A 25,432-nucleotide genomic window follows, 5' to 3' on the forward strand; every position below is an offset into this window, starting at 1 on the left:
ACTCAGAAAAATCATAAAAAAACCACTAACAATTACTTGTTAGTGGTTTTTTTATTTGCATCAGTTATTACAGTTGAGGCCCAGCTGCAACTAATGCTTTACCATTGTCTGTGTCAGTGAATTTGTTAAAGTTTTTAACAAAGCGATTGGCTAAATCTACCGCTTTTTCATGCCATTCACTTGCATTTTCATAGGTATTTCTTGGGTCAAGAATATTATCTTCAACGCCATCAATGGCATTAGGAACTTCTAAATTGAACATAGGCACTATGGTAGTTTCTGCCTTGTCAATTGAACCATCTAAAATAGCATCAATAATAGCGCGTGTTGCTTTTATTGATATACGTTTTCCTGTGCCATTCCAACCCGTGTTAACTAAGTAAGCTTCGGCGCCTGCAGCTTGCATACGCTTTTGCAAAACTTCAGCATATTGTGTTGGGTGCAAGCTTAGGAATGCTGCACCAAAACAACTTGAAAAAGTAGGAGTTGGTTCTGTTATACCACGCTCTGTACCTGCTAATTTCGCGGTAAAGCCTGATAAGAAATAATATTCAGTTTGTTCAGGTGTTAATTTGGCTACTGGCGGTAATACTCCAAATGCATCAGCCGTTAAGAAAATAACTTTCTTTGCATGACCAGCACGAGAAACTGGTTTAACGATATTATCAATATGATAAATAGGGTAAGAAACACGGGTGTTTTCAGTACGAGAATTATCATCAAAATCAACTGTACCATCGTTAGCTACGGTTACATTTTCTAATAAAGCATCTCGACGAATAGCATTATAAATATCAGGTTCATTTTCTTTGCTTAAATTTATGGTTTTTGCGTAACAACCACCTTCAAAGTTAAAAACACCATTGTCATCCCAACCGTGTTCATCATCACCAATTAATTGGCGTTTTGGATCGGTTGAAAGGGTTGTTTTCCCTGTGCCTGATAAACCAAAGAAAATAGCTGTGTCTCCGTCTTTTCCAACATTGGCGCTACAGTGCATTGAAGCAATGCCTTGTAATGGTAAGTAGTAGTTCATCATTGAGAACAACCCTTTCTTCATTTCGCCACCGTACCAAGTACCACCAATTAACTGAATCTTTTCGGTTAAGTTGAAAGCAACAAAGTTCTCAGAGTTCAACCCTTGCCCTTGCCAGTTAGGGTTAGTTGTTTTCGCTCCATTCATCACTACAAAATCAGGTTCAAAGCTTTCTAATTCTTGCTCTGATGGACGAATAAACATATTTTTAACAAAATGTGCTTGCCATGCTACTTCAGTAATAAAGCGAACTTTTAAGCGTGTATCGTCATTAGCGCCACAAAAAGTATCAACAACAAACAAACGTTTACTAGAAAGCTGAGTAGTAACTAAACCTTTAAGCTCAGCCCACGTTTCAGGTGTCATTGGTTTGTTATCGTTTTTACCTTGATCAGACCACCAAACCGTATCACGGGTAACGTCATCGCGAACAATATATTTATCTTTAGGAGAGCGGCCTGTAAAAATACCCGTGTCAACATTGACTGCGCCAAGCTCAGTGACTACGCCTTTATCAAAACCTTCGAGGTCGGCTTTAGTTTCTTCACTAAATAGTAACTCATACGATGGGTTGTAAATAATTTCGGATACATCGTTAATGCCGTATTGTGACAAGTCAATTGAGTTTTCTTGGGCGGTCATAGCAAATTCACTCCTAGGGTATGACGAATATAAAGTTGGGGTTAAGTTAATTCTGAAATAATGGGTAAAAATTTTCATCGAGCTAATAATTCGATATTCTATTTTAAAAATGAACAAAACGAAAGTAAAAAATAACCTAAGATGAAAGTTTTCAGTATAAGCGACAGAAATAGTGAAAATAGAGTGGTATGCGTTGTTAGTAATATTACAACATAATAGTAGTAAGGGTTGCAGTAAAGTAAGGCTTTAACACTCTTTTAAGCAATATTTGCCTAAAAGAGTGTAGATAAGACGTTTTTTGATCAGAATGAAAGTTAACAACTAATGGATATCTTTCGAAATGAAACTTTCTAGTTGTTCAGCAAAAAAGTCATAAGTGGTTAAACAGTAATCGCAGGTCATTGAAACCTTTCCTTGCTCTGCCAACATGTTTTTAAGTTCTGTTGCCTTTATCTGGGCGATAGCTGATAAGCATTTGTCACTTGAGCAACCACATTGATAAGTCACGATTTGGGGTTCAAATAAACTGACTTCTTCTTGATGATACAAGCGATAAAGTAAAGCTTCCGCTTCAAGTGAAAAAATTTCTTCCCCTTTAATGGTATTTGTCAATTGTGCTAAATGCTCAAAATCTTCGTGTTGTTGCGCTTTATTTTCATTACTGCCGTCACCATCAGGTAGTAATTGTACCAAGCTACCTGCGACTTGCTGTTTTTCATCATCACTAAATAACCAAACTTGTGTGGGGATTTGGGCAGAAACGTCAAAATAATGTGAAAAACATTCAGCGAGGCTTGGTTTATCTAAGGCCACTATCCCTTGGTAGGCTTCGCCTTGATCAGGTTTTATGGTAATAATCATATTGCCTTTACCAAGCAAGGCTTGCAGAGAATGCGCATCTTTGGCACCTTCGGGGTCTACAACTTTTGCAATGCCACGCATTTGCTGCTTATTGTCACCATTAACAGACATATAGCCCACAGGGCCATTACCTTGTAATTGTACAGTGATACTACCTTCAAATTTTAACGTTGCAGTTAATAAACAAGTGCCCGCTAATAATTCACCTAATAGTATACGTACGCCAACAGGGTAATGATGATTTTTAATAATGCTTTGATAGCTTTGACTTAGTTGAACTAGTTCACCACGTACGTGCCTGTCGTTGAATAAGTAACGGTTAAGTATGTCGGTTGCTTTAGTCTTAGTTGTAGACATAATGTTTACATCCTTTCTTTAAATTCTCGTAATTTTCGACGTTGTTTTTTATCGGGTTTAGTATCACTTGCTGGGCTGAGTAAAATACCTTGCTTTCGGGCAAGCGCATTTTTTTCTCTTGTTTCAATACTTTTGGTTGTTTCTTCATATAAGGTTTGGGCAAAAGTGGCATCACGACGCGTATCAGCTAATGCAATTACTATAACTTCTTTCTCATCGAAACCTTGACGAATTTTTATTGAATCACCCACCGCAACAGCTTTACCTGATTTTGCACGTTGACCATTGTAAAATACTTTACCACCATCAATCATTTGTTTTGCTATAGCACGGGTTCGGTAAAATCGTGCAGCCCACAACCATTTGTCAAGCCTAGTTGATGTTAATAAAGTTGAACTATCTTTATTTATTGTTGCCATAAATGTGTCTATTACATCCGTCGTGATTATATAGTAAATAACCGTCGTTATTTTGGCGAAAAATAACATATTCACGGATAAACTTCGCACACTTTTTGTTTCTTTTGTAAATATTCGTTAAAAAGTGCGGTCATTGCTTGTTGGTAGGCTAATGGTCGAGTATTATCGTCAACTTATATTTGTAAATTACATATTTTTTGTAATATCACAAAAGTATTATATTGAAAGCTACCTAAGTTATCTTAGTTAACTTTTTTTAAATGAAGAATAAAAGAAGCTAAATAATCAATGGCATTAACAAATAATCTAACATCATTTTCTGCTGCTTTGGCAAAATTACCTCAACAAAAAATTGCGCAAGGCGTTAGTATATTGTTGTTAATTTACATTGCTTTTATGGTGGCAAAAACAACGTGGCTGGTAATACCTAGCGCAAACCATACCATTAATATTAATGGTATGGGCAGTGTTAAGCCAACAAAAAATCAATCACATGATAAAAATTATGATTTATCTAAATTAAAAGCGCTAAATTTATTTGGTGAGTATAAAACTCAAGAGCAAGAGGTGGTTGTGGAGCAAATTACTAATGCGCCTGAAACACGGTTACAGCTTACTTTATCTGGTTTAGTGGCAAGTGATGACGTTGGTATTGCGGCAGCCATTATTGAAAACAAAGGCAAGCAAGAAACTTACGGTATTGGTGATATTATAAAAGATACACGTGCCAGCCTTGAGCAAGTGTTAATTGATCGTGTTATCATAAAGCAGTCTGGCCGCGCTGAAACGCTAATGCTTGATGGCGCAGATTATAATCAACCTGCGCAAACGGTGTCGCATAAGCAAGAACGTACTAAACAAAGTGTTCAACAAAATAAGAATGATGCAAGTCAATCGTCTTCATCGGCAACAACAAATGTTGTTGACCAACGTGCTAACCAAAGCTTAAGTAACACGGCAAAAAAATTACGGGCTGATTTAAGTAATGATCCTGGTAAAATAACAGATTATCTTCGTATTTCTCCAGCACGTAAGAATGGCGAAATTGTTGGTTATCGTTTATCGGCAGGTAAAGAACCTGACTTCTTTAATTTGTCAGGGCTAAAAGCAGGTGATATAGCAGTGCAAATGAATGGATATGATTTACTTGCGCCTATTGAAGCAGCACAAGCAATGACAGCATTGAAGACTGAACGAGATATTACATTATTAGTTAACCGCAACAATGACTTAGTTCAAATACTGTTCAGCATTGAATAAATATTGAATAATAAAGTAAAAAATTAGCAACTAAATTGAATAAATAAGCAACTAACTAAAATACGCGTAAGTTTTTAGTAAAAACTTTTGATATAAATAAAGCAGCAATAAGGAATTTTTCATGGGTACACCCTTAAACGCCATTGTGGTTAAACCGTTACGCCACAAGTTTAAGCAACTTAAGCAATTTGGTTTGGTTTTGACAACTGCAGTCGCTTTTAGTGGCATTTTTGTTGTAGGTCAATCCAGTGCTGCGGAATATTCGCCAAGTTTTAAAGACACGGAAATTGTTGAATTTGTCACTATTGTAGGCAAAAACTTGAAAAAAACCATGATTGTTGATCCTAACGTGCGCGGTAAAATTAATGTGCGTAGTTATGATTTATTATCAGAAGAGCAATATTATCAATTTTTCCTTAACGTTTTACAGGTATATGGCTTTTCAGCGATAGAAAGAGATAATAACATTATCAAAATCATTCGTAATAAGGATGCAAAAACGGCAGCTATTCCTGTTATTGGTGATGATGGGAAAATACTGGGTGACGAAATGGTTACCCGCATTGTTGAAGTAAAAAATGTTACTGTACGTGAGTTAGTACCTTTGCTAAGACAATTATCAGATCAAGCGGGTGGTGGTAATGTTACTAATTATGATCCTGCCAACGTTATCATGCTTACGGGTACTGCTGCTACCGTTAATAGATTGGTTAATATTATTGAACGTGTTGACAGAGCGGGCGATCAAGACATAGAAATTATCAAATTACAGTATGCATCAGCAGGTGAAATGGTGCGTATAATTGAAGCCATGTATAAGCCTTCTGGTGGTAAAGCAGGTGAACCAACATTCCTTATTCCCAAAATTGTGGCAGATGATCGCAGTAATAGTGTGATTGTTAGTGGTGAAGTGAAAGCGCGTGAACGCGCAGCACAATTAGTTAAGCGACTCGATAGTGAATTAGAGTCGAGCGGCAATACCCGTGTTTATTACCTTAAATATTCAAAAGCAGAAGATTTAGTAAAAGTGCTAAATGGCGTCAGTAAAACGATTGCTTCAGAAGACAGCGTGAATAAATCACGTGCCGCGGCTAATTCAAAAACTGATACCAGTATTGAAGCGCATGAATCAACCAATACGTTAGTCATTACAGGGCAACCTGATATGTTACGTGCGTTAGAATCGGTTATTCGTCAGCTTGATGTGCCTCGCGCGCAAGTGCATATTGAAGCCATTATTGTTGAAGTATATGAGTCAGATGGCGTTCAATTAGGTGTGCAATGGTATAGCGAAACGGGTGGTTTTACCCAGTTTACTAATGGACCAGCATCTATCTCATCTGTTGCAGGAGCAGCTAAAGCGGCAGAAAAAACAAAAGGTGAATTTGTACCTGCTTTAGTTAATAGTGATAATGAAGTCATTCAAAAAGGCTACTATAAACAAGATACGGAAGGTGATTACACCTTATTGGCAGAAGTACTAGGTTCAGTGAGCGGTGGTATGTTCGGTATTATGAAAAATGATTGGGGTGCAATTATTCAGGCGGTTAGCGCTGATACTAACTCTAACATTTTAGCAACGCCAAGTATTACTACTTTAGATAATGAAGAAGCCTCTTTCTTAGTAGGTCAAGAAGTTCCGATTATCACTGGCTCACAAACAGGTAGTAATAACTCTAATCCGTTTCAAACGGTTGACCGTCAAGAAGTGGGAATTAAACTGTTAGTAACCCCACAAATCAATGAAGGTAACAGTGTACAATTAACGATTGAACAGGAAGTTTCATCAGTGAGTGGTACTACGGGTGTTGATATTTCAATTAACAAACGTGAAATTAAAACCACGGTAATGGTTGAAAGTGGTCAAACCGTTATTTTAGGTGGCTTAATGGATGAAGATGTACAAGAAAGTGTGCAAAAAGTGCCATTACTAGGTGATATACCAATTATTGGGCATTTGTTTAAATCAACATCAAACACCACAAGAAAACGTAATTTAATGGTTTTTCTTAAACCACAAATTATGACTGACTCAGATGTGATGCACAATTTAGCCAAAGAGAAATATAACTTTATTCGCGCAGACCAATTACGTAAACAAGAAGAAGGATTATCTTTGATGCGTGATGAAAAATTACCTCTTTTACCGCAGTGGAATGATCAATTAACCTTGCCGCCTTCGTTTGATAAGTATCAAGAGTCGATTAAAGACGGTAAATTTAATCAAGAAGATGCAGCAGTAGACGAATCATTGAAACCGCTTGCAGTAGAAGAGAATAAGTAATGTCTGAGGAAGCCATTAAAGACAACGATATCGCAGTTGAACAGGCGGTTGCCCTTGATGAAATAGTTGAGTCACTTGTAGAGGATGCCGACGAAAACTTGGACGATGAAGGTGCTGTAGCGTGGCGTTTACCCTTTGCGTTTGCCAAACGCTATAGTGTGTTATTGACCAAAGTAGACAACCAGTATGTTTTACATTGCCTCGACAGCATTCGTTTAGAAACAATTGTTGAAGTACGTCGGATAATTAAAGCACCCTTTAGTTTTGCTATTCAAGATGCCTCATCGTTTGAACTTTTATTAACACAAGTTTATCAACGCGATTCATCGGAAGCACAGCAAATGATGGAAGATATCGGCAATGAAGTTGATTTATACTCACTTGCTGATGAAATGACTGAAAGTGAAGATTTATTAGAAAATGAAGATGACGCGCCAATCATTAAATTGATTAACGCTATGCTCAGTGAAGCTATTAAAGAAGGTGCCAGTGATATTCATATCGAAACCTTTGAAAATGCTTTACAGATTCGCTTTCGGGTTGATGGTGTATTGCGGGAAGTCTTGAAACCTAACCGAAAACTTGCTTCATTACTGGTTTCTCGTATTAAGGTTATGGCTAAACTTGATATTGCTGAAAAACGTATTCCTCAAGATGGTCGTATTTCCTTGCGTATTGGTGGCCGAGCGGTAGATGTACGTGTGTCAACTATGCCAACGGGGCATGGTGAGCGTGTGGTATTACGTTTATTAGACAAAAATGCAGCACGATTAGATCTAGAAGAGCTTGGTATGACAGATAAGAACCGTCGTATCTTTAGTCAGCTTATTGATAAGCCCCATGGTATTATTCTTGTTACTGGGCCAACAGGTTCGGGTAAAAGTACTACTTTATATGCTGGTTTAACTCAAATTGACTCAAAAGAGCGTAATATTCTTACGGTTGAAGACCCGATAGAATTTGCTATTGAAGGCATAGGACAAACACAAGTAAACACCAAAGTTGATATGACCTTTGCTCGTGGATTACGCGCAATATTACGTCAAGATCCTGATGTGGTTATGGTAGGTGAAATTCGAGATTTAGAAACGGCTCAAATTGGTGTGCAAGCAAGTTTAACGGGTCACTTAGTATTATCAACACTGCATACTAATACAGCCGCGGGCGCTATTACCCGTATGGAAGATATGGGTGTTGAACCTTTCTTGCTTTCGTCAAGCTTACTTGGCGTGCTGGCACAACGATTAGTGCGAACTTTGTGTCCTCATTGCCGCGAAAGTCATCTACCAAACGAAGAAGAATGTACTCTACTTAATTTGCCTGCTGATAATCAACAAGTTATTTACCGTGCTAAAGGTTGTAGTGAATGTAACTTTAAAGGCTATCGTGGTCGTACGGGTATTCATGAGTTATTAGTGGTTGATGACAATGTGCGTGAAATTATTCATAACGGACATGGCGAACAGGCAATTGAAAAATATATTCGCACCAATACCGCTTCAATCCGACGAGATGGTTTTGACAAAGTGATGACAGGACAAACAACACTTGAGGAAGTGTTACGTGTCACAAGAGAAGATTAATGGCAGCATTTGATTACCAAGCAGTAGATCGCAAAGGAAGAACTAAAAAAGGGGTTATTGAAGGCGATACCCCAAGACAAGCCCGTGCTTTGTTACGTGAACAAGGGTTGATGCCAACCGAGGTAACACCAACCTTAGCGCGAAATAAATCAAAATTGGGGGCATCTGGCAAGTTAGAAAAGCAAAAGGACAAAGGAAAAGTCTCTGCAGCCGAGTTAGCATTAATTACTCGTCAATTAGCCACCTTGGTTGAATCAGGCTTGCCCCTTGAAGAGGCTTTAATGGCTGTTTCTGAGCAGGGTGAAAAAAATCGTATTAAAAGTATGATTATGGGGGTTCGTACTAAGGTCACAGAAGGGTATGGCTTAGCGGAAAGTATGGCGGAATATCCGAAAGTATTTAACCGACTCTATCGTGCTATGGTTGCCGCAGGTGAAAAATCTGGCCATTTAGACAAAGTATTAAATCGTTTAGCTGACTACACTGAACAGCGCGAGCAAATGCGTTCACAATTAATTCAAGCCTTAGTGTATCCCGTTATTATGACCGTTGTAGCTATTGGTGTTGTTGCAATATTGTTAACCAAGGTTGTTCCTCAAATTGTTGGCCAATTTGAGCATATGGGTGCCAATTTACCTGGGTCAACTAAATTTTTGATAGCCAGTAGTGAGTTTTTACAAGCTAATGGTTTGTTCATTGTGTTATTTATTGCCATTGTTATGTTGGCTTTCTCAGAGTTATTGAAAAAGCCAAAGTTTGAAATGGCATATCATGAACGTATTATTACTTTACCAGGTATTGGCAAAGTGGCTAAAGGGCTTAATACCGCCCGTTTTGCAAGAACATTGAGTATATTATCAGCCAGTGCAGTACCGTTATTAGAAAGTATGAAAATATCTGGTGAAGTACTTGATAATTTATACATCAAACAACAGGTTAAATTGGCAGCAGATAAAGTGCGCGAAGGTTCTAGTTTGCATTTGTCGTTAGAGCAAACAAAATTATTTCCCCCGATGATGCTACATATGCTTGCCAGTGGTGAAAAAAGTGGTCAACTTGATCAAATGCTAGGACGGGCTGCTGACAACCAAGATAAAGAATTTGAAGCGTTAGTTAATATTTCATTAAAAGCTTTTGAACCAGCATTGATGGTTGTGATGGCAGGTGTTGTGTTGTTCATTGTAATGGCAATATTAGAACCTATATTAAAATTAAATACCTTCATTGGCGGGTAGTTAAAATGATTAATTCATTTCAACATGATAGTTATCGTTCCATATTGTTGTGAACATATACAGTTAAACAGATCAAATTAACATTTACATTAGATAAGTTAGTAGGAAACATGATGTTTAAAAATAGACTCAAAAGTAAAAGTGCGCAAGGTTTCACGTTATTAGAAGTAATGGTAGTTATTGTTATTATCGGCATGATGCTTAGTGTCGTGGTTCCCAATTTAATGGGTAGTCAAGATACTGCTAAATTACAAAAAGCTGTGCAAGATATTACGGCATTAGAAAACTCTTTGAGTATGTACAAACTAGATAACTATGATTATCCAAGTACAGAACAAGGGTTAGAAGCGTTAACAACACAAACTGATATTGAACCAATACCACGTCGTTTTCCTGATGGTGGTTATGTGAAACGTCTTCCTAAAGATCCATGGGGTAATGAATATCTTTTATTGAACCCAGGCGAGCAAGGTAAAATGGATGTATTTACCTCAGGACCAGACGGTGAAGTAGGTACAGAAGACGATATTGGTAATTGGAACCTTGGTGACTATCAGTAATTAAACTTACTTTAGACCGATAACTTAAACCAATGTGTTGGTTTAAGTATAAAAGCTAAAAGGGTAATTTATTGCCCTTTATTGTTTTATATTGGTATAAATTTCAACCGATATAATGAATAAAAACAGAGTGTTTTGTGCCTATTAAAGCCATGATATATACCCTATCAATTTTAGATTTAGTTTAATGATAAAAACCTTTTCGCAACGAACAATCACAAACTCTAAAGGCTTTACATTACTTGAAGTCCTAATGGTGATCGCGCTTATTGGTTTAATAGTGTCTGTAGTGCAATTTAATTTTTCGGGCAAAAAACCTGAAGAAACCTTACAAAAAGCTAGCTATAAGTTTGCCACGCTTTTTGAAAGTGCGGCTAACTATGGCTTATTGAATAACATTGAATTAGGTTTGTATATTGATAAAAATACCTATCAGTTTTTAGGTTATGACGGTGTTAAGTGGAGTGAAATAGCGTCGCAAGATTGGTTAACTGAACAAACGTTACCTGAAGGTGTAAAGTTTACGTTAGCTTTAGATGATTTACCCATTGAAGAACCTTTATTGTTTGATTCATCTGTATTTACCAATGAAGATGACGATTTTTTGTCTTTTGATTCTGACGAACAAGACAGTGATTCAGAAAAAGAAAAACAATTAATACCTCAAGTATATATATTGTCAGGTGGCGACATTACCCCCTTTAGCCTCACTTTTCAGTTTACAGAGCAAGTATCAATCAATGATGATCTATCAACGCTAGCATATCGTGTCACGGGCATATATAGCATTCCGTTAACGATAGAAGGTCCGGTGTTAGATGATTAGTCGCTTTAGGTCTAAATCTTTAGGATTTACGTTAATTGAGGTGATGCTGGCATTGGGTGTTTTTTCAATTGCTGGTGTTGCCTTATTAAGTGCTGCAAGCAATAATGCGCGTAATATTGGTCACTTAGAAGATAAAATGTTTGCTAATTGGGTGGCATCAAACCAATTAGTTGCGGTGAGTTTAGATACCACTTGGCCACCAAAAAACAATGCTAAAGGTGAGGTTGAAATGGCTGGCCGAACATGGTTTTGGACCCAAAAAGTGATAAAAACAACGGATAAGGATATGCGTGCTGTTGTGATGGAAGTGCGGTTACATAAAGATGACGAATTAGCCGTCAGTAGTTTTACCACCTATGTGTCTAAAGTGGAGAAATAATGTACTGTACTCGTGCCACGTTAGTTTTTCAGCGACCATTTAATACGAATGATAAAGGCTTTACTTTATTAGAAGTGTTGATAGCCATTGCAATATTTTCACTGGTGAGTTTATCGAGCTTTACTATTTTTGATTCGGTATTAAAAGGTGATGAAACGGCTAAAGATCGCAGTAATCGACAAAATGAATTACAACGTGCTTTTTTGATTATTGAACGTGATATTATCCAAATAGCACGTCGTAGCATGCGCATTGAAGGCGAGGCTCCTTCAACGAAATATATACACAGCGTTAGCGATAGTTTTGCCACTGAAGACCAAGCTGTTGCGTTTGTTAGACAAGGCTGGACTAATCCGGGTTTGCTATTACCACGTAGTGATATGCAATCAGTAGCTTATCGGTTAGTTGAAGGCACACTACAACGTTTACACACAAATTTTGTTGATTCAGTGGTAGGCGAAGAGCCAAAAGTAAGACCCTTAATTAAAGAGGTTAATGCTATAACATTTGAGTATTACGATGGCAAAACATGGCAAAAAAAATGGTCAAGTAATGCTTTACCCTTAGGAATGGCCGTTGAGGTTGATACAAAAGATTACGGTATTATTCGTCGACAGTTTTTAGTTCCTGGTGACGGTCAAAGCCAACAAACGCAATCAATAGGTAGTAACTAGTGATAGGCAATCTAGTTAGGCTTTATAAACAAAAGGGTGTTGCACTGATCACTGTGATGCTCATTGTTGCTTTATGTGCGGTGATTGCAAGTCAAATGACGGCCCGTTTGCAAGTACAGATGCAACGTAGTGCTAATATGGTATTTAACCAACAGGCCTACTGGTATGCTATGGGAGCGGAAGCCTTTGCAAAAAGAGTATTGATCACTGCGTTTCAAGGTGATGAAAAAGTAACAAATTTGGAACAGATTTGGGCACAAGGTGAAACCACTTACCCTGTTGATTTTGGTGAAATAACGGGAGAAATATCAGATTTGCAAAGTTGTTTAAATCTAAATGCCTTGCGTGCACCATTAAAAAACAATAATTCTGGCGGCAACAATGTAAAGGAAAATAAAGTGCCAGCACGTTTGGCATTTGAAGCATTATTAATAAATTTGCAAATTGACGATGTTAGCCAATTTGAAGCAGAGTCTATGGCAGATGCTCTCACCGATTGGCTTGACGAAAATAGCGGGATAAGTAGTTCAGGCGGTGCAGAAGATAATGATTATGCGTCACGTGAATTTCCTTATCTTGCAGCAAACCATTATTTAGCGAGTGTAAACGAATTAAGAGTAGTTGAACATTTTACCCCAAATGTAATTGAAAAAATAAAACCCTATGTTTGCGTTATACCTGCCACAGATATGCATAAAATAAACATTAATACACTCAATAGTGAACATGTTGAACTGCTGCAAGCCTTGCTTGATGTAACGACAAATGAAGCGCAAGATATATTAAGCGCAAGAGGCGAAAAAGGTTTTGCTTCTATTGATGATTTTTATAACCTACCTGAAGTTGTAAAACTCAAAAATTTTAATGATAAAAAAGATCAGTTTGTAGTTGATAGCGAATACTTTACACTAAAAACGAGTGCGAGTTTTAATGATAGCTATTTTGCCATGAACTCCGTGATGAAAGTAACTAATAACAAATATATTGATGTGATAAGTCGCACTGTAGGACGTAATTAATGGCCGAAATTTTATACATACGCCTAGGTAGTCAAGCTCAAGATGAAATTTCTTGGCTGATTATAAATACAATAGAACAAGAAATTATTGCTAGTGGCGAATTATCGAACGCAGAACAGTTAAGTGAATTAACTGACAAAGCAAAGCAACGCGTCGTTAAGGTATTTGTGCCTAGCTGCGATGTATTATTAAAGCGTTTAGTTGTACCCACGAAGTCACAACGCGCGATGCGGTCTGCTGTGCCTTACATGCTTGAAGACGAGTTAGCACAAGATGTTGATGAATTATTCTTTGCTTACGCCAATATGACTAACAATAAAAGTGAATACAACTGTTTTGTGGCTATTACGCAACGTGAACAAATGCTGCTTTGGCAGTCATGGCTAAAAGAAGCTGATATTGTTACTAAAAGCATGCAACCTGATGTATTAACTATGCCCTATGTTGATGGTCAATATAGTGCTATTGCGCTTCATAGTGTAAGTACTGAGACAAATAACCCATCAAAATTAACGCAAATAGTCGTTCGTCATGGAGAGTGGCAAGGTTTTATCTTAGATAGTGACGCGTGGCAGTTTACCTTGAATAATATTATTGCCTCACCAAAAAATTTAGATAGTCTTGAAGCAGGGGAAGCAGTCACAATTAATGCCTATTCTGATTTACCTTTTGTTGAGGATCTACAAGATAAAGAAGGGATTACTGTTGTGCGTGCTGAGGAAGAATTGCCTCTAGCGTTATTTGCACAGAACTGTGAAAAAAGTAGTTTCAACTTATTACAAGGTGAGTTTAAAGTAAAAGAGCATCGCTCAAAGAATCTTAGTAATTGGCTCTGGGCAGCAGGTTTTGCAGCTTGTGCTTTGCTGTTTAATGTTGGTTATAAAAGTACTCAATTATGGCAACTTTCGTCAGAGAAAGCTCACATTGAAACTCAAATTCTCGAACGTTACAAAAAAGTATTTCCCCGTGCTAAGAAGGTACGAATTGGCACGATAAAATCTCAGTTAAGTAGGCAATTAGCACAATTAGGTGGCGTGAGTGAACAGACAGGCTTTTTAACTATGTTGTCTCAGGTACAACCTGCATTTGCCAAAGTGTCTGCATTAAAACCAGAATCATTAAAATTTGACGGTAAACGACAAGAACTACGTTTACAAGCAATAGCAGATGATTATCAGCATTTTGAACGCTTTAAAAGTGCACTTGTTGCGGAGAATTTAACAGTACAACAAGGGGCTCAAAATAATCAAGGTGATCAAGTTACAGGCTCATTTAGCATTGTTAGTAAAGCAAGCAGTAAGGAAGGCTCATAATGAATGTATCTGCAATTAAAACATGGTGGCATACACTTGCTTTACGTGAACAACGGCTGGTAATAGCCATGAGTTCAGCCGTGATTATATTTTTACTTTATAGTCTTGTATGGCAACCGTTAAATGATAATTTAGCGAACACTAAAAAGAGCATTGCAAGTCGCCAAGCCTTGCTTCTTTGGGTTGATGAAAATGCAGCTCGTTATCAAAGTGCCCAATCTTTGGGAACGAATAAACCAAGTACAGGTAGTTTATCAAGTATCGTAAACCGAACGGCTAACCAACAACAATTGACGATTACGCGAATGCAACCACAAGGAGATTTATTGCAGGTTTGGCTTGATAGTGTACCTTTTACGCAACTTCTTTCGTGGTTGGAGCATTTAGCGAACAAAGAAGGTTTGCAAGTGCAGGCAATCGACTTGACCAAAGGTGATGTTGAGGGTGAAGTTCGCGTTCGCCGTTTACAGTTAGCAAAATAGTAATTTTAATTTAAAGCGTTAAGCAGAGATATTCAATGAAAAACAAATTCGCCATGAGTGGTATTTTCTTAATCACTTATTTGGTTTTTTTAATCGCCACGTTACCCACTACATTTGTGTTAAATCAAATTTCACTGCCTACTAATATTAAAAATGCTGTTCAGTTTTCTGGTGTAACAGGCAGTATATGGCAAACCGATATTGCACAAATGGCTGTTAATGGCAGCCGAATTGAAAAAGTGCACGCTGAGTTAAGTTTTTGGTCGTTATTTAGCTTAACGCCCAAACTTACAATTACCTTTGGTGATTCATTTTCAGCAGGGCCTGAAGGTAAAGCTGAATTGTTACTTTCGCAGAATAAAGCAACAGTTAATGATCTAAAACTGTTCATAAAAGCAAGTGAAGTAGCACAACAATTAACATTGCCTTTGCCTGTAACAGCACAAGGTAACGTTGAATTGACTGTGATAAATGCAGACATTGATTTGAAAAATAATAATCAATGTCTCGCGGTTAAAGGCGACATTGCTTGGTCAAAAGCGGGTGTTGAAGCATTTAATAAAAATATTAAGCTTGACCAATTGAACGCTGATATAGGTTGTGAAAATGGCGCTTTAACCGTGATTATTTCACCGAAGAATGATTTAGGGTTAACGTTTACAGCCTATGTACGCCAAGGAGGTAAGGTATCGGGCAATGGTTTCTTAAAACCAGGTGCCAAATTTCCTGCAGAACTGAATGACGCCTTACCGTTTTTAGGTAGAAAAGATAACCAAGGGCGTTATCGTTTAGCGTTTTAGGGAAGGTTCAATTTCACACCACTGATGTGTGTTATACCCAAATCACCTCAAGATACAGGATTCAGCATTTTGAGGTGGATTAAGATGAGCTCTAGTTAATTAGTATACCAGCCATGCTCATAAGCAAGACTACCCCATAAAACATGTGCTAAGGCAATGTCAGCAAGTTTAGCATTAAGCTTCTGAGGAGTTAGTTTTTTGTTATGAAAATCATAGCTAAAATTAACGGCTGCTTTTTGGGGTTGTAATATCGTAACATCGTTACCTGTCATATAAGCGAAATTATCGGCGTATTGCATCATTGCACGACCTGACACCGTAGTATTATTAAGATCATGGCCCAGCATTGGTGAATGATTAGTAATGCCCATTAAAGATAATAGGGTTGGTGCTAAATCAATTTGACTAGCAACTCTTTCATCTAGTTGTGGAGGCTTTCCTGAATTGATAATAACCGCAGGAATATGGAAATTTTTTACGGGTACTAAATCACTGCCCATTGCTCTGGCATCATGATCTGCCACGACTAAAAAGATAGTGTTTTGCCAATAAGGTTGCTGTTTAGCTTTGTTGATGAATTTTCCTAAGGCATAATCAGCATATTGAATTGCTTTATGGCGCATTTTTTCTTTTATATCATAGTGGGCTAGTTGTTTTTTTGAATAAGTTATTGGTGTCACTACACCATCTGGAATTTCAAAAGGATCATGATTGCTTGAAGAAAAAATTAAGCTAAAAAAGGGTTTGTTAGCCTGATGTAACTTTGATAGTTCAATGTCTGCTTGACGAAATAAATCCTCATCGCTTGCTCCCCATGACGCCACAAATTGCGGGTTTTTAATATCCTTAAAATCGACAATATCGGTAAAACCATTGCCTAAGAAAAAGCTTTTCATGTTATCAAAATGGCTTTCACCCCCATAAATAAATTGTGTTAAATAATTGTTGTCTTTAAGTAAACTTGCGATGGTAAAAAAACCGTGTTGTGATTTATCAAGTTTCACAACAGAGCGAGCTGGGGTTGGAGTAAAACCTGTTATAACGGCTTCAATGCCTCTAACTGAGCGTGTACCTGTGGCATACATGTTTTTAAAAGCCCAGCCTTCACTATTTAATTTATCAAGCTCAGGCGTAAGTGGAAGCCCTCCTAGTGATGAAACAAATTGTGCGCCCAAACTTTCTTCTAAAATAATGACTAAGTTTTTAGGTTTTCCTTGATAAACGGGTAACCGAGTAGTCACTGAAGGTAAATTTTTATTAGTAAATGCGCGTGCGTTTATGCTGGTATTTTCTTGGATAAGGCTAATAACTTTGCTGGTTGGCATTTTTCCATACAATTTCGCGGCATTTTTCTCATTACCAAATTGCTTATAGGCATGTGCGACACTATAAATAGAATTCAGGGTTAATGAATTGATGAGCGGATCAGTGGAAAAATAGACAAGAGATGGATTAATAGGCCGATGCCCAATTGTACCTCTTGCGCTCAGAAAAAGTACTATTAATAAAATGAAAAATGCCAATGAAGCAGATAATGGTGACCGTGCGATATTCACTTTGCTTATGAATACGATTTTATTAATAATGCGCCAACCCCAATAGCTTGTGAAAATGAGTAGTGAAAACACTGCAATAAGTGTTAGTAAGTGCCCATTAACTAACATTTTCATTACTTCACTTGGGTAGGCTAAATATTCAATGAATAATCTATTTGGTCTAAAGCCATATTCCTTAATAAAAGCAGGTGTAGCAAGCTCAAAAAATAAAACAGAGATAAAGCCAACAAAGAGCACCCATTTTAAACTGTTAAGCCAAAATATGTTATATCTGGAAAGCATAAGCCAAGGATGAAAGAGTGCAGGTAAAATAAGTAGGTAGCCTAATGTACTTAAATCGATTCTAAGCCCATTAATGAGCAGGGTTACTATAGTGTTTAAGTCAGCGAAACGCTCCACTTGCCATAGTGCTAATCCAACTCTTGACAGCAAAAGCATCGCAATAAGTAACAGAGAGAAAAGTAAAAAGGGACGCAATAAATTAAGTACAGAAGTAAGCATCGTTTTTCATATCATTAATAAAACACGATGATTACTTTAAAGATTGAAGCTTAAGAAATGCTTAGGTTAAACTGAAATAAAACCAACCGATTAAATTACAATAAGACAATTATCCAAATACTACAGGCAATAATTAGGCTGATTAGCACGGCGGCAGACCCTAGATCTTTAGCCAAACCTGATAAAGGATGTATCTCTAGCCCAATGCGGTCAACAACGGCTTCAATAGCAGTATTGAGTATTTCAGTAAAAATGACAAAGACGATGGCAAGCAACAAAATAACTTGTTCTTTAATACTAATGTTAAAGAAAAATGATAAGGGTATTGCTATTAATAACAGCATAACTTCTTGCCGAAAGGAAGACTCATTTTTATATAACCATAAAAATGCCCGTGAAGAATTTAATGTGGCTAAATAGATTCGTTTAATACCTGTGGGTTTATTTTTATGGTCAAACACTAGAATTTTGCCTCTTTTTGTGACGATGTATCTACCGTTGTACGCGCAATAGCACTTTGTGATTTACAATGAATGAAAGGATCATTATCACTAGTATATACTTTTGTTCGAACTGACATAACACTTAACATGGCATCAAAAACATTGTCGTGCGAAAGTGGTGTCTCTGAGATTGTATTTAAACAGTTAAGGCTCAAATCTGTTTGTTCCGCGTCAGACCAATAAATCATAGGAACATGAGTTTGCTCTTTTGGCGCAAAAGCATAAGGTAATCCATGTAAATAAGCACCACTTTCGCCAAGTGATTCTCCGTGATCTGAAATATAAAGCAATGATGTTTCGATGTTTTCTTTATCTGCCAACCGCTTTAACTTATTTATAATTTCAGAGAGAACAAAATCAGTGTAGGCAATGGTATTGTCGTAGCTATTGATAAGTTGTTTTTCGGTACAATGTTGAATATCGCTGCGCTGACAATCAGGTGTAAAGAGTCTATGCTTGTTAGGGTATCGTTTGAAATAAGTTGGTCCGTGAGAGCCAATCATATGCAGTACAATCAAGGTGTTATCACTTGATAATTTATTTAATTTATTACTCAATGGGCTTAGAAGTGCTTCATCGAAGCAATATTCACCATCACACAAGGAGTTGGTTTTATTCGGTTTTATTTGTTCTGTTTTTACGCGGCTACAAACACCTTTACAGCTACCATTATTATTACTGATCCAGAGTACATCAGCGCCTGCCAAATGAATTAGGTCAACAACATTCTGTTGCGCTGTGGCGATACGTTTATCGTAATGCTGTTTATCTAAACGTGAAAACATACAGGGTACTGAAACAGCCGTTGCGGTACCACAGGAACTCATATGTGAAAAAGAGACCACCCCCTGTTTTTCAGTATATTGGTTGGTAGGTTTTTCATAACCATTGAGTGAGAAGCTTTGGGCACGAGCAGTTTCACCTAATACCATCACAGTAACGTGTTTTTTCTTACTTTCTCGTTCAATGGACGGTGTTGTGTCGAGTACTTTAAATTCTAGTGGTGGATAAAAATAGTGCTTTCGTGCAAATTTAATTGAGGCGTCTACCATTTTATAGGGGGTAATGTAGTTAATAAGATTTTTGTTATTTCTGCCAACAGAGGCGTAATTTGAATAAAAAAAGATAGCAATTAAAAGTACCGCACTAATACATGCACCAAATAATTTTATTCGACTCCATACTTCTTGATAGAAAGGTTTGTAATCTATGCGTACCAAATAAATCAATAAAGCGGGGATGACACCTGTAATAAAAATAAATGAAATTGCGTACAGGTTTACATAAGACATCAATTCAGCAGAATCTGTTTCTATGGTGTTTTGAACCATAGTGTAATCAAAAATAGTACCGTAATTAAGGGTGCTATAAAAGATTAAAGATGAACTAAGTATCGTTAGTATTAACAGGGGTTTTATTATTAACTTAAACGCTAAAACTCCTTGTATAATTATACTCAATGACAGTAAAAAAATAGGTAACGAGAGTAGAAACAATACATTGTAGTCTTGCAATGCTGTAACAGCAGTCACAGCTTTATTTAAAAAGGGGCTATTTAAAACAAATACAATATAACTACAGGTAAGTAATAATAATTGGTTAGTAGTTAAAGAACGGTGTTTAAAATATAAAATAAATGCTTTCACTATATTAACCTTCTACATTTGCCTGACGAGTAGTAAGCTTGCAATTAGCCCTGATCATCAAGACGTGGAATAACGACTACGAAGATATAGTAAAGAAGAAAGCTTAAGTTAAGCTTAGGAAAAACTGATTATCAGTCGAAATTAAACTGAATGTGATTTAATTGTTTGCTTTATTGGGGTTTAGTGTGATGAGTAAGGTTGGAGTGTTTTTAAAGGCTCAAAAAAAAGACTTAAATCTTCTTTTGAGTAATCAATATTACTGATGTTAGCAATACTTATTTTAATGTGCAGAGGCGCTAACTCAGGTTCAGAAGAAATAATAATGGGGGTTGAATTAGGGCTATAGAAAATAGCATTATTGATTAAATATTTCAGTATGGTTGTTAATGCAAATTCATTAGTATGAATTGCGGGGCATTGTTCATTTACACGAACAATTATTTCTCTGTTCACTTTATTTTCAAGGGCGATGGTTGAATTAATTAGCGTTGAAAGATCAACCTTCTCCATTTTGATATATTAAGTAAATAACATAGCAAACTTATCTTAAGATTTGCTGAGTTTTTACTGAAATAACCCCGTTTTTCTGAACACCTTCACTACACTACTTACTATTGGTTATTATAGTAGATAGTGTTGTAGTGATGGAATTTTATTACTTACGGTAGGTATAATCTATACTTTAAAAATTAGCAATCAGTATCTTTTACATCTAGTTTTTCTTTAGCCTTTTCACAGGCATCTTCAATTGCATCTCCAGCGTCAGTTGCCATCTGTTTTGCTTTTTCGGTAGCACCTTTGGCTGCTTCTTTAACCTTATCACCCGCATCGCTTGCTATTTCTTTAGCTTTTTCGGTAGCATCAATAGCAGCCTCTTTAGCCTGTTCACCCGCATCTTTGGCTTTTTCGCCAAGGTCTTTAGCAACATCTTTAGTTTTTGAAATAGCCTCGTCAACTTTTTCACCAGTTGTTTTGGGCTTATCATCACTACAAGCACCTAAACTTAATAATGCTGTAAGTGATAAAGCCATAAATGAAAGTTTCTTATTCATATTTATTCCTCGTTATATGTTAGTAATGCTTAACGATATAACGAATAAGACAACAAAGATATAAAAGATATTTTTTAGTCATTTCTATTAAATTTAGACCTTGATGAGGTGGTGTGGGTATATGACTAAAGCCTTGCATTTATTTTGTTGCTGTATATACTGACAGTTGTAAATAAATACAGGACTTTGCCTAGAAAGGAAAAGCGTATGTCAATGATAAATGAATTAAAGCCTTTAACGAGCCGCCAACAACAAATTTTTGATCTTATTAAAGAAAATATTCAAGAAACAGGTATGCCCCCAACGCGGGCTGAAATTGCAGACTTTTTTGGCTTTAAATCAGCGAATGCTGCAGAAGAACACTTAAAAGCCTTAGCAAAAAAAGGGTATATTGAAATGATACCTGGGACTTCCCGCGGTATACGGTTAGCCGAGCAATTTATTGAAGAAGCAGGACTACCACTTATTGGTAGAGTTGCAGCAGGTGAACCTATATTAGCTCAAGAGCATGTTGAAGATCATTACCAAATGAGTGGGAACTTGTTTCATCCTGCCGCCGATTATTTACTTCGGGTAAATGGTGAAAGCATGAAAGATATTGGCATTTTAGATGGCGATTTATTGGCGGTGCATCAAACGACTGATGTACAAAATGGTCAAGTCATTGTTGCAAGAGTTGAGAATGATGTCACTGTTAAGCGTTTTAAACGTGATGGTAATATTGTTTATTTACATGCTGAAAATGAAAGTTTTGAACCAATAAAAGTAGATCTTACCTGTCAAGAATTTAATATTGAAGGGCTAGCTGTTGGTGTTATTCGTAATGGAAATTGGATGTAGTATTTTTCACTAAAACTGATTTTATACCAATCTCACTAACTATGTGATCATTTCTACTGGTTAAAACAACCAACTACGACGTTATTAATATTTAATAATTAGAACAACTAGTTATTAAAATAAATGCCTTGTATTTGGCTGTTTTTTCTGCGTATAAAGTAGATCACCTAATTAATGAAACTGATATTATTCATCTGCTTAATCTATATATTGATTATATGAATTATCGCTAAATTTTTTAGCGATAATGCGTTTTTGTATTCTCGGTTTATCTCTTTTTATGCGCTCTTTCTCAATTTTCTTCTACTAAACTCCTAATAATCCCAGTTAGTTGTTGTACCTCTTATTCATTTTTTTATTTTATTTATAGGTAGAATATCCCTAGCCTATATCTGTCAAGAGGTAGGCTTGTTTTTGAGTTAATACTCTAGTTGAAAAACTGGCATCCTTTTGACTTTTATCATAATAATTGTTTGACCTAGATCAAGTTTTGAGCGATTCTTAAGGGGAGGTTGAACAAAAAATAACTAGCAAAACTGTATAAAAAGACGTCAATACGTTGATTCTATGCCTATACCGAATGTTTAACTATTCACCATAGATGAGTTGGCTATTTACGTCGGTTAATTTAATAAAATTTAAATGATGTGCTTTACTAATTAATAAGCGCTTAATTAGAAAATAATAATAACTAAATTAACAGATAATCAGTTCAATGAGTTGTGATGTACATTGCTGCTTTCTGTTTTCTATACCCTGTTTTAAAGAAAATGCTAACCAAGCTATTTTCAATGAATAGGTATTGATAGAGGAGAGGTTGAGTGAGTAAAAGTAATCAATGTTGGTGGATGGGAATCGGGCTTTTTTTTACAAGCTTTTTTTCTTGTTCAGCTTGGTCGGAGGCACAGATAAATCTGACCAAAGGAGTAACTGCGGTTAGTAGGGAAGTATACGGTTTACATATGCTAGCCCTGTACATTTGTACCGCCATTGGTATTGTCGTATTTGGTGCTATGTTTTGGTCAATGTTCTTTCATCGCAAATCAAAAGGTGCAAAAGCGGCTGATTTTCATGAAAGCACAACAGTAGAAATACTCTGGACTGCAATTCCTGTCATTATACTCATCGCTATGGCTGTTCCGGCAACTAGCACATTAATCGACATGGAAAATAATGATAATTCCGATGTTACTATTCAAATTACTGGTTCACAGTGGAAATGGCATTACAAATATTTTGATCAAAATATAGAGTACTATTCAGTGCTATCAACTCCTCGGGAACAATATGAAAATCATAATGGTAGTTTTGATGGTAACGGTGTACTTAAAGGGAAAGATTACCTGTTAGAAGTTGATAAACCATTAGTTATTCCTGCCAATAAAAAAGTTCGTTTTTTAATTACCTCAGACGATGTTATTCATTCATGGTGGGTACCTGCATTTGCGGTTAAGCAAGATGCTAACCCAGGTTTTATTAATGAAGCTTGGACGAATGTAGATAAGCCAGGTATTTATCGCGGCCAATGTGCAGAACTTTGTGGCAAAGATCATGGCTTTATGCCTATTGTTGTTGATGTTAAATCCAGCGCAGATTATGACGCGTGGTTGACAGAGCAACATGAATTAACCGCCAAAGCGGCTGATGCTGAAAAAGCCTCTTTAAGTGCTTCTATGAGTAAAGCAGAGTTAATGCAGTTGGGTGAAACTACCTATATGGCTTATTGTGCAGCTTGTCATCAACCTACGGGTTTAGGCTTGCCGCCTACATTCCCAGCGCTTAAAGGTAGCGCAGTAGCTACTCAAGGGCCTGTTGAAAATCATATTGCTTTAGTGTTACACGGTAAAAACATGATGCCGCCATTTGGTAAGCAATTGAGTTTGAAAGAAATTGCAGCAGTGGTTACGTATGAACGAAACTCATGGGGCAATGACACGGGTGATTTAGTGCAAAGTTCTGATGTTAAAGCGGCAAGCGGGGAGTAATAAATGACAACAAATACAATAAATGAATCGCTTGATGAAGTGCATCACGATGAGCATCATGATCATAAAATGACAGGGCTAAAGCGTTGGTTATTTACGACAAATCATAAAGACATCGGCACATTATATTTATGGTTTTCTTTTATTATGCTGTTAACAGGCGGAGCACTTGCCATGGTGATCCGAGCTGAACTATTTCAGCCAGGTTTACAAATTGTGGAGCCTGATTTTTTTAATCAGTTAACTACAGTTCATGGATTGATCATGGTATTTGGTGCGATTATGCCAGCGTTTACAGGTTTTGCGAACTGGATGCTGCCTATGATGATTGGTGCGCCAGATATGGCTTTACCAAGAATGAATAACTGGAGTTTTTGGATATTACCTTTTGCGTTTGCCATTCTTATCAGTTCTTTCTTTATGGAAAGTGGAGCACCAAACTTTGGTTGGACATTCTATGCGCCACTCTCAACAACGTATTCAAACGGTAGTACTGCCTTTTTTGTTTTTGCCGTTCATATTATGGGGATATCATCAATTATGGGCGCAATTAATATTGTTGTAACCATTATGAATTTGCGTGCCCCAGGTATGACGTACATGAAAATGCCATTGTTTGTATGGACCTTTTTTATTATGGCTTATTTGCTTATTGCGGTCATGCCGGTCTTAGCTGGCGTAGTAACAATGTTGCTAACCGATACCTATTTTGGTACCAGCTTTTTTGATGCCGCGGGTGGTGGCGACCCTGTCATGTTCCAGCATATTTTTTGGTTCTTTGGGCACCCAGAAGTATACATAATGATACTGCCTGCATTTGGTATTGTTTCAACGATTATTCCAGCTTTTGCGCGTAAAAAATTATTTGGTTATAGTTCAATGGTTTATGCAACAGCTTCTATTGCTTTGTTGTCATTTATTGTTTGGGCTCATCACATGTTTACGACGGGAATGCCGTTATTTGGTGAACTATTCTTTATGTATTGCACCATGTTAATTGCGGTACCAACAGGCGTTAAAGTATTTAACTGGGTTGCTACGATGTGGCGTGGCTCTATGACTTTTGAAATCCCCATGTTGTTTTCGATCGCATTTGTAATTTTATTCACCATTGGTGGTTTCTCAGGATTAATGTTGGCGTTAACCCCTGTTGATTTTCAATACCATGATACTTATTTTGTGGTGGCTCACTTTCATTATGTATTAGTAACAGGATCGCTGTTCTCTATTTATGCGGGTGCTTATTTTTGGTTACCTAAATGGACTGGGCATATGTATAGCGATACCCTGTCAAAATGGCATTTTTGGTGTTCGTTAATTTCGGTAAATTTATTGTTTTTCCCTATGCACTTCTTAGGGTTAGCAGGAATGCCACGTCGTATACCAGACTATGCCTTGCAGTTTGCTGATTTTAATAAATGGGTCAGTATAGGTGGGTTTGCTTTTGGTTTATCGCAGTTAATTTTCTTAGCGGTAGTGATTAAATGTATCAGAGGTGGTGAAAAAGCTCCTGCCAAACCTTGGGATGGGGCAGAGGGATTAGAATGGACAGTAGCAAGCCCAGCGCCATATCACACTTTTAGCACTCCACCGCCAATCAATGAGGATAAGCACTAAAA

Annotated in this window: 23 protein-coding genes; 15 read left to right on the top strand and 8 right to left on the bottom strand. The window is 37.0% G+C overall.

The window, feature by feature from the left end:
• Window positions 1-67: 67 nt before the first annotated feature.
• The 3 genes from pckA to hslR all read right to left on the bottom strand — a co-directional run bounded on the left by pckA (window position 68) and on the right by hslR (window position 3,315).
• A complete protein-coding gene (pckA, locus tag ACE1OF_RS12275) occupies window positions 68-1,678 on the bottom strand; it encodes a phosphoenolpyruvate carboxykinase (ATP) (protein ID WP_448894833.1) in 1,611 nt (536 codons plus the stop codon).
• A 321-nt stretch (window positions 1,679-1,999) separates the two neighbouring features.
• The gene (hslO, locus tag ACE1OF_RS12280; RefSeq protein ID WP_448894835.1) at window positions 2,000-2,896 is read right to left on the bottom strand and encodes an Hsp33 family molecular chaperone HslO; all 897 of its coding nucleotides are present in this window, start codon (window positions 2,894-2,896) and stop codon (window positions 2,000-2,002) included.
• A 5-nt stretch (window positions 2,897-2,901) separates the two neighbouring features.
• Window positions 2,902-3,315: a ribosome-associated heat shock protein Hsp15 gene (hslR, locus tag ACE1OF_RS12285; protein ID WP_448894837.1), complete on the bottom strand. Its 414-nt coding sequence runs from the start codon at window positions 3,313-3,315 to the stop codon at window positions 2,902-2,904.
• Between the two features lie 288 nt (window positions 3,316-3,603).
• On the opposite strand from hslR, the gene gspC reads away from it, so the two are divergent.
• The 12 genes from gspC to ACE1OF_RS12345 all read left to right on the top strand — a co-directional run bounded on the left by gspC (window position 3,604) and on the right by ACE1OF_RS12345 (window position 15,730).
• Window positions 3,604-4,575 (top strand): type II secretion system protein GspC, encoded by a 972-nt coding sequence (gene gspC / locus ACE1OF_RS12290; RefSeq protein ID WP_448894839.1) that lies wholly within the window; start codon window positions 3,604-3,606, stop codon window positions 4,573-4,575.
• Between the two features lie 121 nt (window positions 4,576-4,696).
• Window positions 4,697-6,859 (top strand): type II secretion system secretin GspD, encoded by a 2,163-nt coding sequence (gene gspD / locus ACE1OF_RS12295; RefSeq protein ID WP_448894841.1) that lies wholly within the window; start codon window positions 4,697-4,699, stop codon window positions 6,857-6,859.
• The gene (gene gspE, locus ACE1OF_RS12300) at window positions 6,859-8,442 is read left to right on the top strand and encodes a type II secretion system ATPase GspE (RefSeq protein WP_448894843.1); all 1,584 of its coding nucleotides are present in this window, start codon (window positions 6,859-6,861) and stop codon (window positions 8,440-8,442) included. The genes gspD and gspE overlap by 1 nt, the downstream gene beginning before the upstream one ends.
• Window positions 8,442-9,677 carry a type II secretion system inner membrane protein GspF gene (gene gspF / locus ACE1OF_RS12305; protein ID WP_448894845.1) on the top strand — a complete coding sequence of 412 codons (1,236 nt, stop codon included), beginning with the start codon at window positions 8,442-8,444 and terminating at the stop codon, window positions 9,675-9,677. The genes gspE and gspF overlap by 1 nt, the downstream gene beginning before the upstream one ends.
• Before the next feature lie 113 nt (window positions 9,678-9,790).
• Complete coding sequence (gene gspG / locus ACE1OF_RS12310) at window positions 9,791-10,237, top strand: type II secretion system major pseudopilin GspG (protein WP_448894847.1); 447 nt, start codon at window positions 9,791-9,793, stop codon at window positions 10,235-10,237.
• A gap of 187 nt (window positions 10,238-10,424) precedes the next feature.
• Window positions 10,425-11,063 (top strand): type II secretion system minor pseudopilin GspH, encoded by a 639-nt coding sequence (gene gspH, locus ACE1OF_RS12315; protein WP_448894849.1) that lies wholly within the window; start codon window positions 10,425-10,427, stop codon window positions 11,061-11,063.
• Window positions 11,056-11,442, top strand: a complete 387-nt coding sequence (gspI, locus tag ACE1OF_RS12320; protein WP_448894851.1) for a type II secretion system minor pseudopilin GspI — start codon at window positions 11,056-11,058, stop codon at window positions 11,440-11,442. The genes gspH and gspI overlap by 8 nt, the downstream gene beginning before the upstream one ends.
• Window positions 11,442-12,116 (top strand): type II secretion system minor pseudopilin GspJ, encoded by a 675-nt coding sequence (gene gspJ / locus ACE1OF_RS12325; RefSeq protein ID WP_448894853.1) that lies wholly within the window; start codon window positions 11,442-11,444, stop codon window positions 12,114-12,116. Before gspI ends, gspJ begins: the two co-directional genes overlap by 1 nt.
• Entirely contained in the window at window positions 12,116-13,135 is a 1,020-nt protein-coding gene (gspK, locus tag ACE1OF_RS12330) for a type II secretion system minor pseudopilin GspK (RefSeq protein WP_448894855.1), read from the top strand. The genes gspJ and gspK overlap by 1 nt, the downstream gene beginning before the upstream one ends.
• Window positions 13,135-14,448: a type II secretion system protein GspL gene (gene gspL, locus ACE1OF_RS12335; RefSeq protein WP_448894857.1), complete on the top strand. Its 1,314-nt coding sequence runs from the start codon at window positions 13,135-13,137 to the stop codon at window positions 14,446-14,448. Before gspK ends, gspL begins: the two co-directional genes overlap by 1 nt.
• The gene (gspM, locus tag ACE1OF_RS12340; protein ID WP_448894859.1) at window positions 14,448-14,930 is read left to right on the top strand and encodes a type II secretion system protein GspM; all 483 of its coding nucleotides are present in this window, start codon (window positions 14,448-14,450) and stop codon (window positions 14,928-14,930) included. Before gspL ends, gspM begins: the two co-directional genes overlap by 1 nt.
• Before the next feature lie 35 nt (window positions 14,931-14,965).
• Window positions 14,966-15,730 (top strand): type II secretion system protein N, encoded by a 765-nt coding sequence (locus tag ACE1OF_RS12345; protein ID WP_448894861.1) that lies wholly within the window; start codon window positions 14,966-14,968, stop codon window positions 15,728-15,730.
• A 95-nt stretch (window positions 15,731-15,825) separates the two neighbouring features.
• On the opposite strand, the gene ACE1OF_RS12350 is transcribed toward ACE1OF_RS12345, so the two are convergent.
• The 5 genes from ACE1OF_RS12350 to ACE1OF_RS12370 form a co-directional block, all read right to left on the bottom strand.
• Window positions 15,826-17,787, bottom strand: a complete 1,962-nt coding sequence (locus tag ACE1OF_RS12350; RefSeq protein WP_448894863.1) for an LTA synthase family protein — start codon at window positions 17,785-17,787, stop codon at window positions 15,826-15,828.
• 95 nt (window positions 17,788-17,882) lie between these two features.
• Window positions 17,883-18,248 (bottom strand): diacylglycerol kinase, encoded by a 366-nt coding sequence (locus ACE1OF_RS12355; protein ID WP_448894865.1) that lies wholly within the window; start codon window positions 18,246-18,248, stop codon window positions 17,883-17,885.
• Complete coding sequence (locus ACE1OF_RS12360) at window positions 18,248-19,936, bottom strand: phosphoethanolamine transferase (RefSeq protein ID WP_448894867.1); 1,689 nt, start codon at window positions 19,934-19,936, stop codon at window positions 18,248-18,250. The genes ACE1OF_RS12355 and ACE1OF_RS12360 overlap by 1 nt, the downstream gene beginning before the upstream one ends.
• Window positions 19,937-20,116: 180 nt before the next feature.
• Window positions 20,117-20,446: a hypothetical protein gene (locus ACE1OF_RS12365; protein WP_448894869.1), complete on the bottom strand. Its 330-nt coding sequence runs from the start codon at window positions 20,444-20,446 to the stop codon at window positions 20,117-20,119.
• Between the two features lie 179 nt (window positions 20,447-20,625).
• Window positions 20,626-20,988: a hypothetical protein gene (locus ACE1OF_RS12370; protein ID WP_448894871.1), complete on the bottom strand. Its 363-nt coding sequence runs from the start codon at window positions 20,986-20,988 to the stop codon at window positions 20,626-20,628.
• A 213-nt stretch (window positions 20,989-21,201) separates the two neighbouring features.
• Here ACE1OF_RS12370 and lexA point away from each other — a divergent pair, with 213 nt between their 5' ends.
• The 3 genes from lexA (at window position 21,202) to ctaD (ending at window position 25,430) form a co-directional block, all read left to right on the top strand.
• Window positions 21,202-21,828, top strand: a complete 627-nt coding sequence (gene lexA, locus ACE1OF_RS12375) for a transcriptional repressor LexA (RefSeq protein ID WP_448894897.1) — start codon at window positions 21,202-21,204, stop codon at window positions 21,826-21,828.
• An 821-nt stretch (window positions 21,829-22,649) separates the two neighbouring features.
• Window positions 22,650-23,813 carry a cytochrome c oxidase subunit II gene (coxB, locus tag ACE1OF_RS12380; RefSeq protein WP_448894873.1) on the top strand — a complete coding sequence of 388 codons (1,164 nt, stop codon included), beginning with the start codon at window positions 22,650-22,652 and terminating at the stop codon, window positions 23,811-23,813.
• Window positions 23,814-23,816: 3 nt separating this feature from the next.
• A complete protein-coding gene (gene ctaD / locus ACE1OF_RS12385) occupies window positions 23,817-25,430 on the top strand; it encodes a cytochrome c oxidase subunit I (RefSeq protein WP_448894875.1) in 1,614 nt (537 codons plus the stop codon).
• Window positions 25,431-25,432: the final 2 nt, after the last annotated feature.

It is taken from the genome of Colwellia sp. E150_009 (assembly GCF_053543955.1).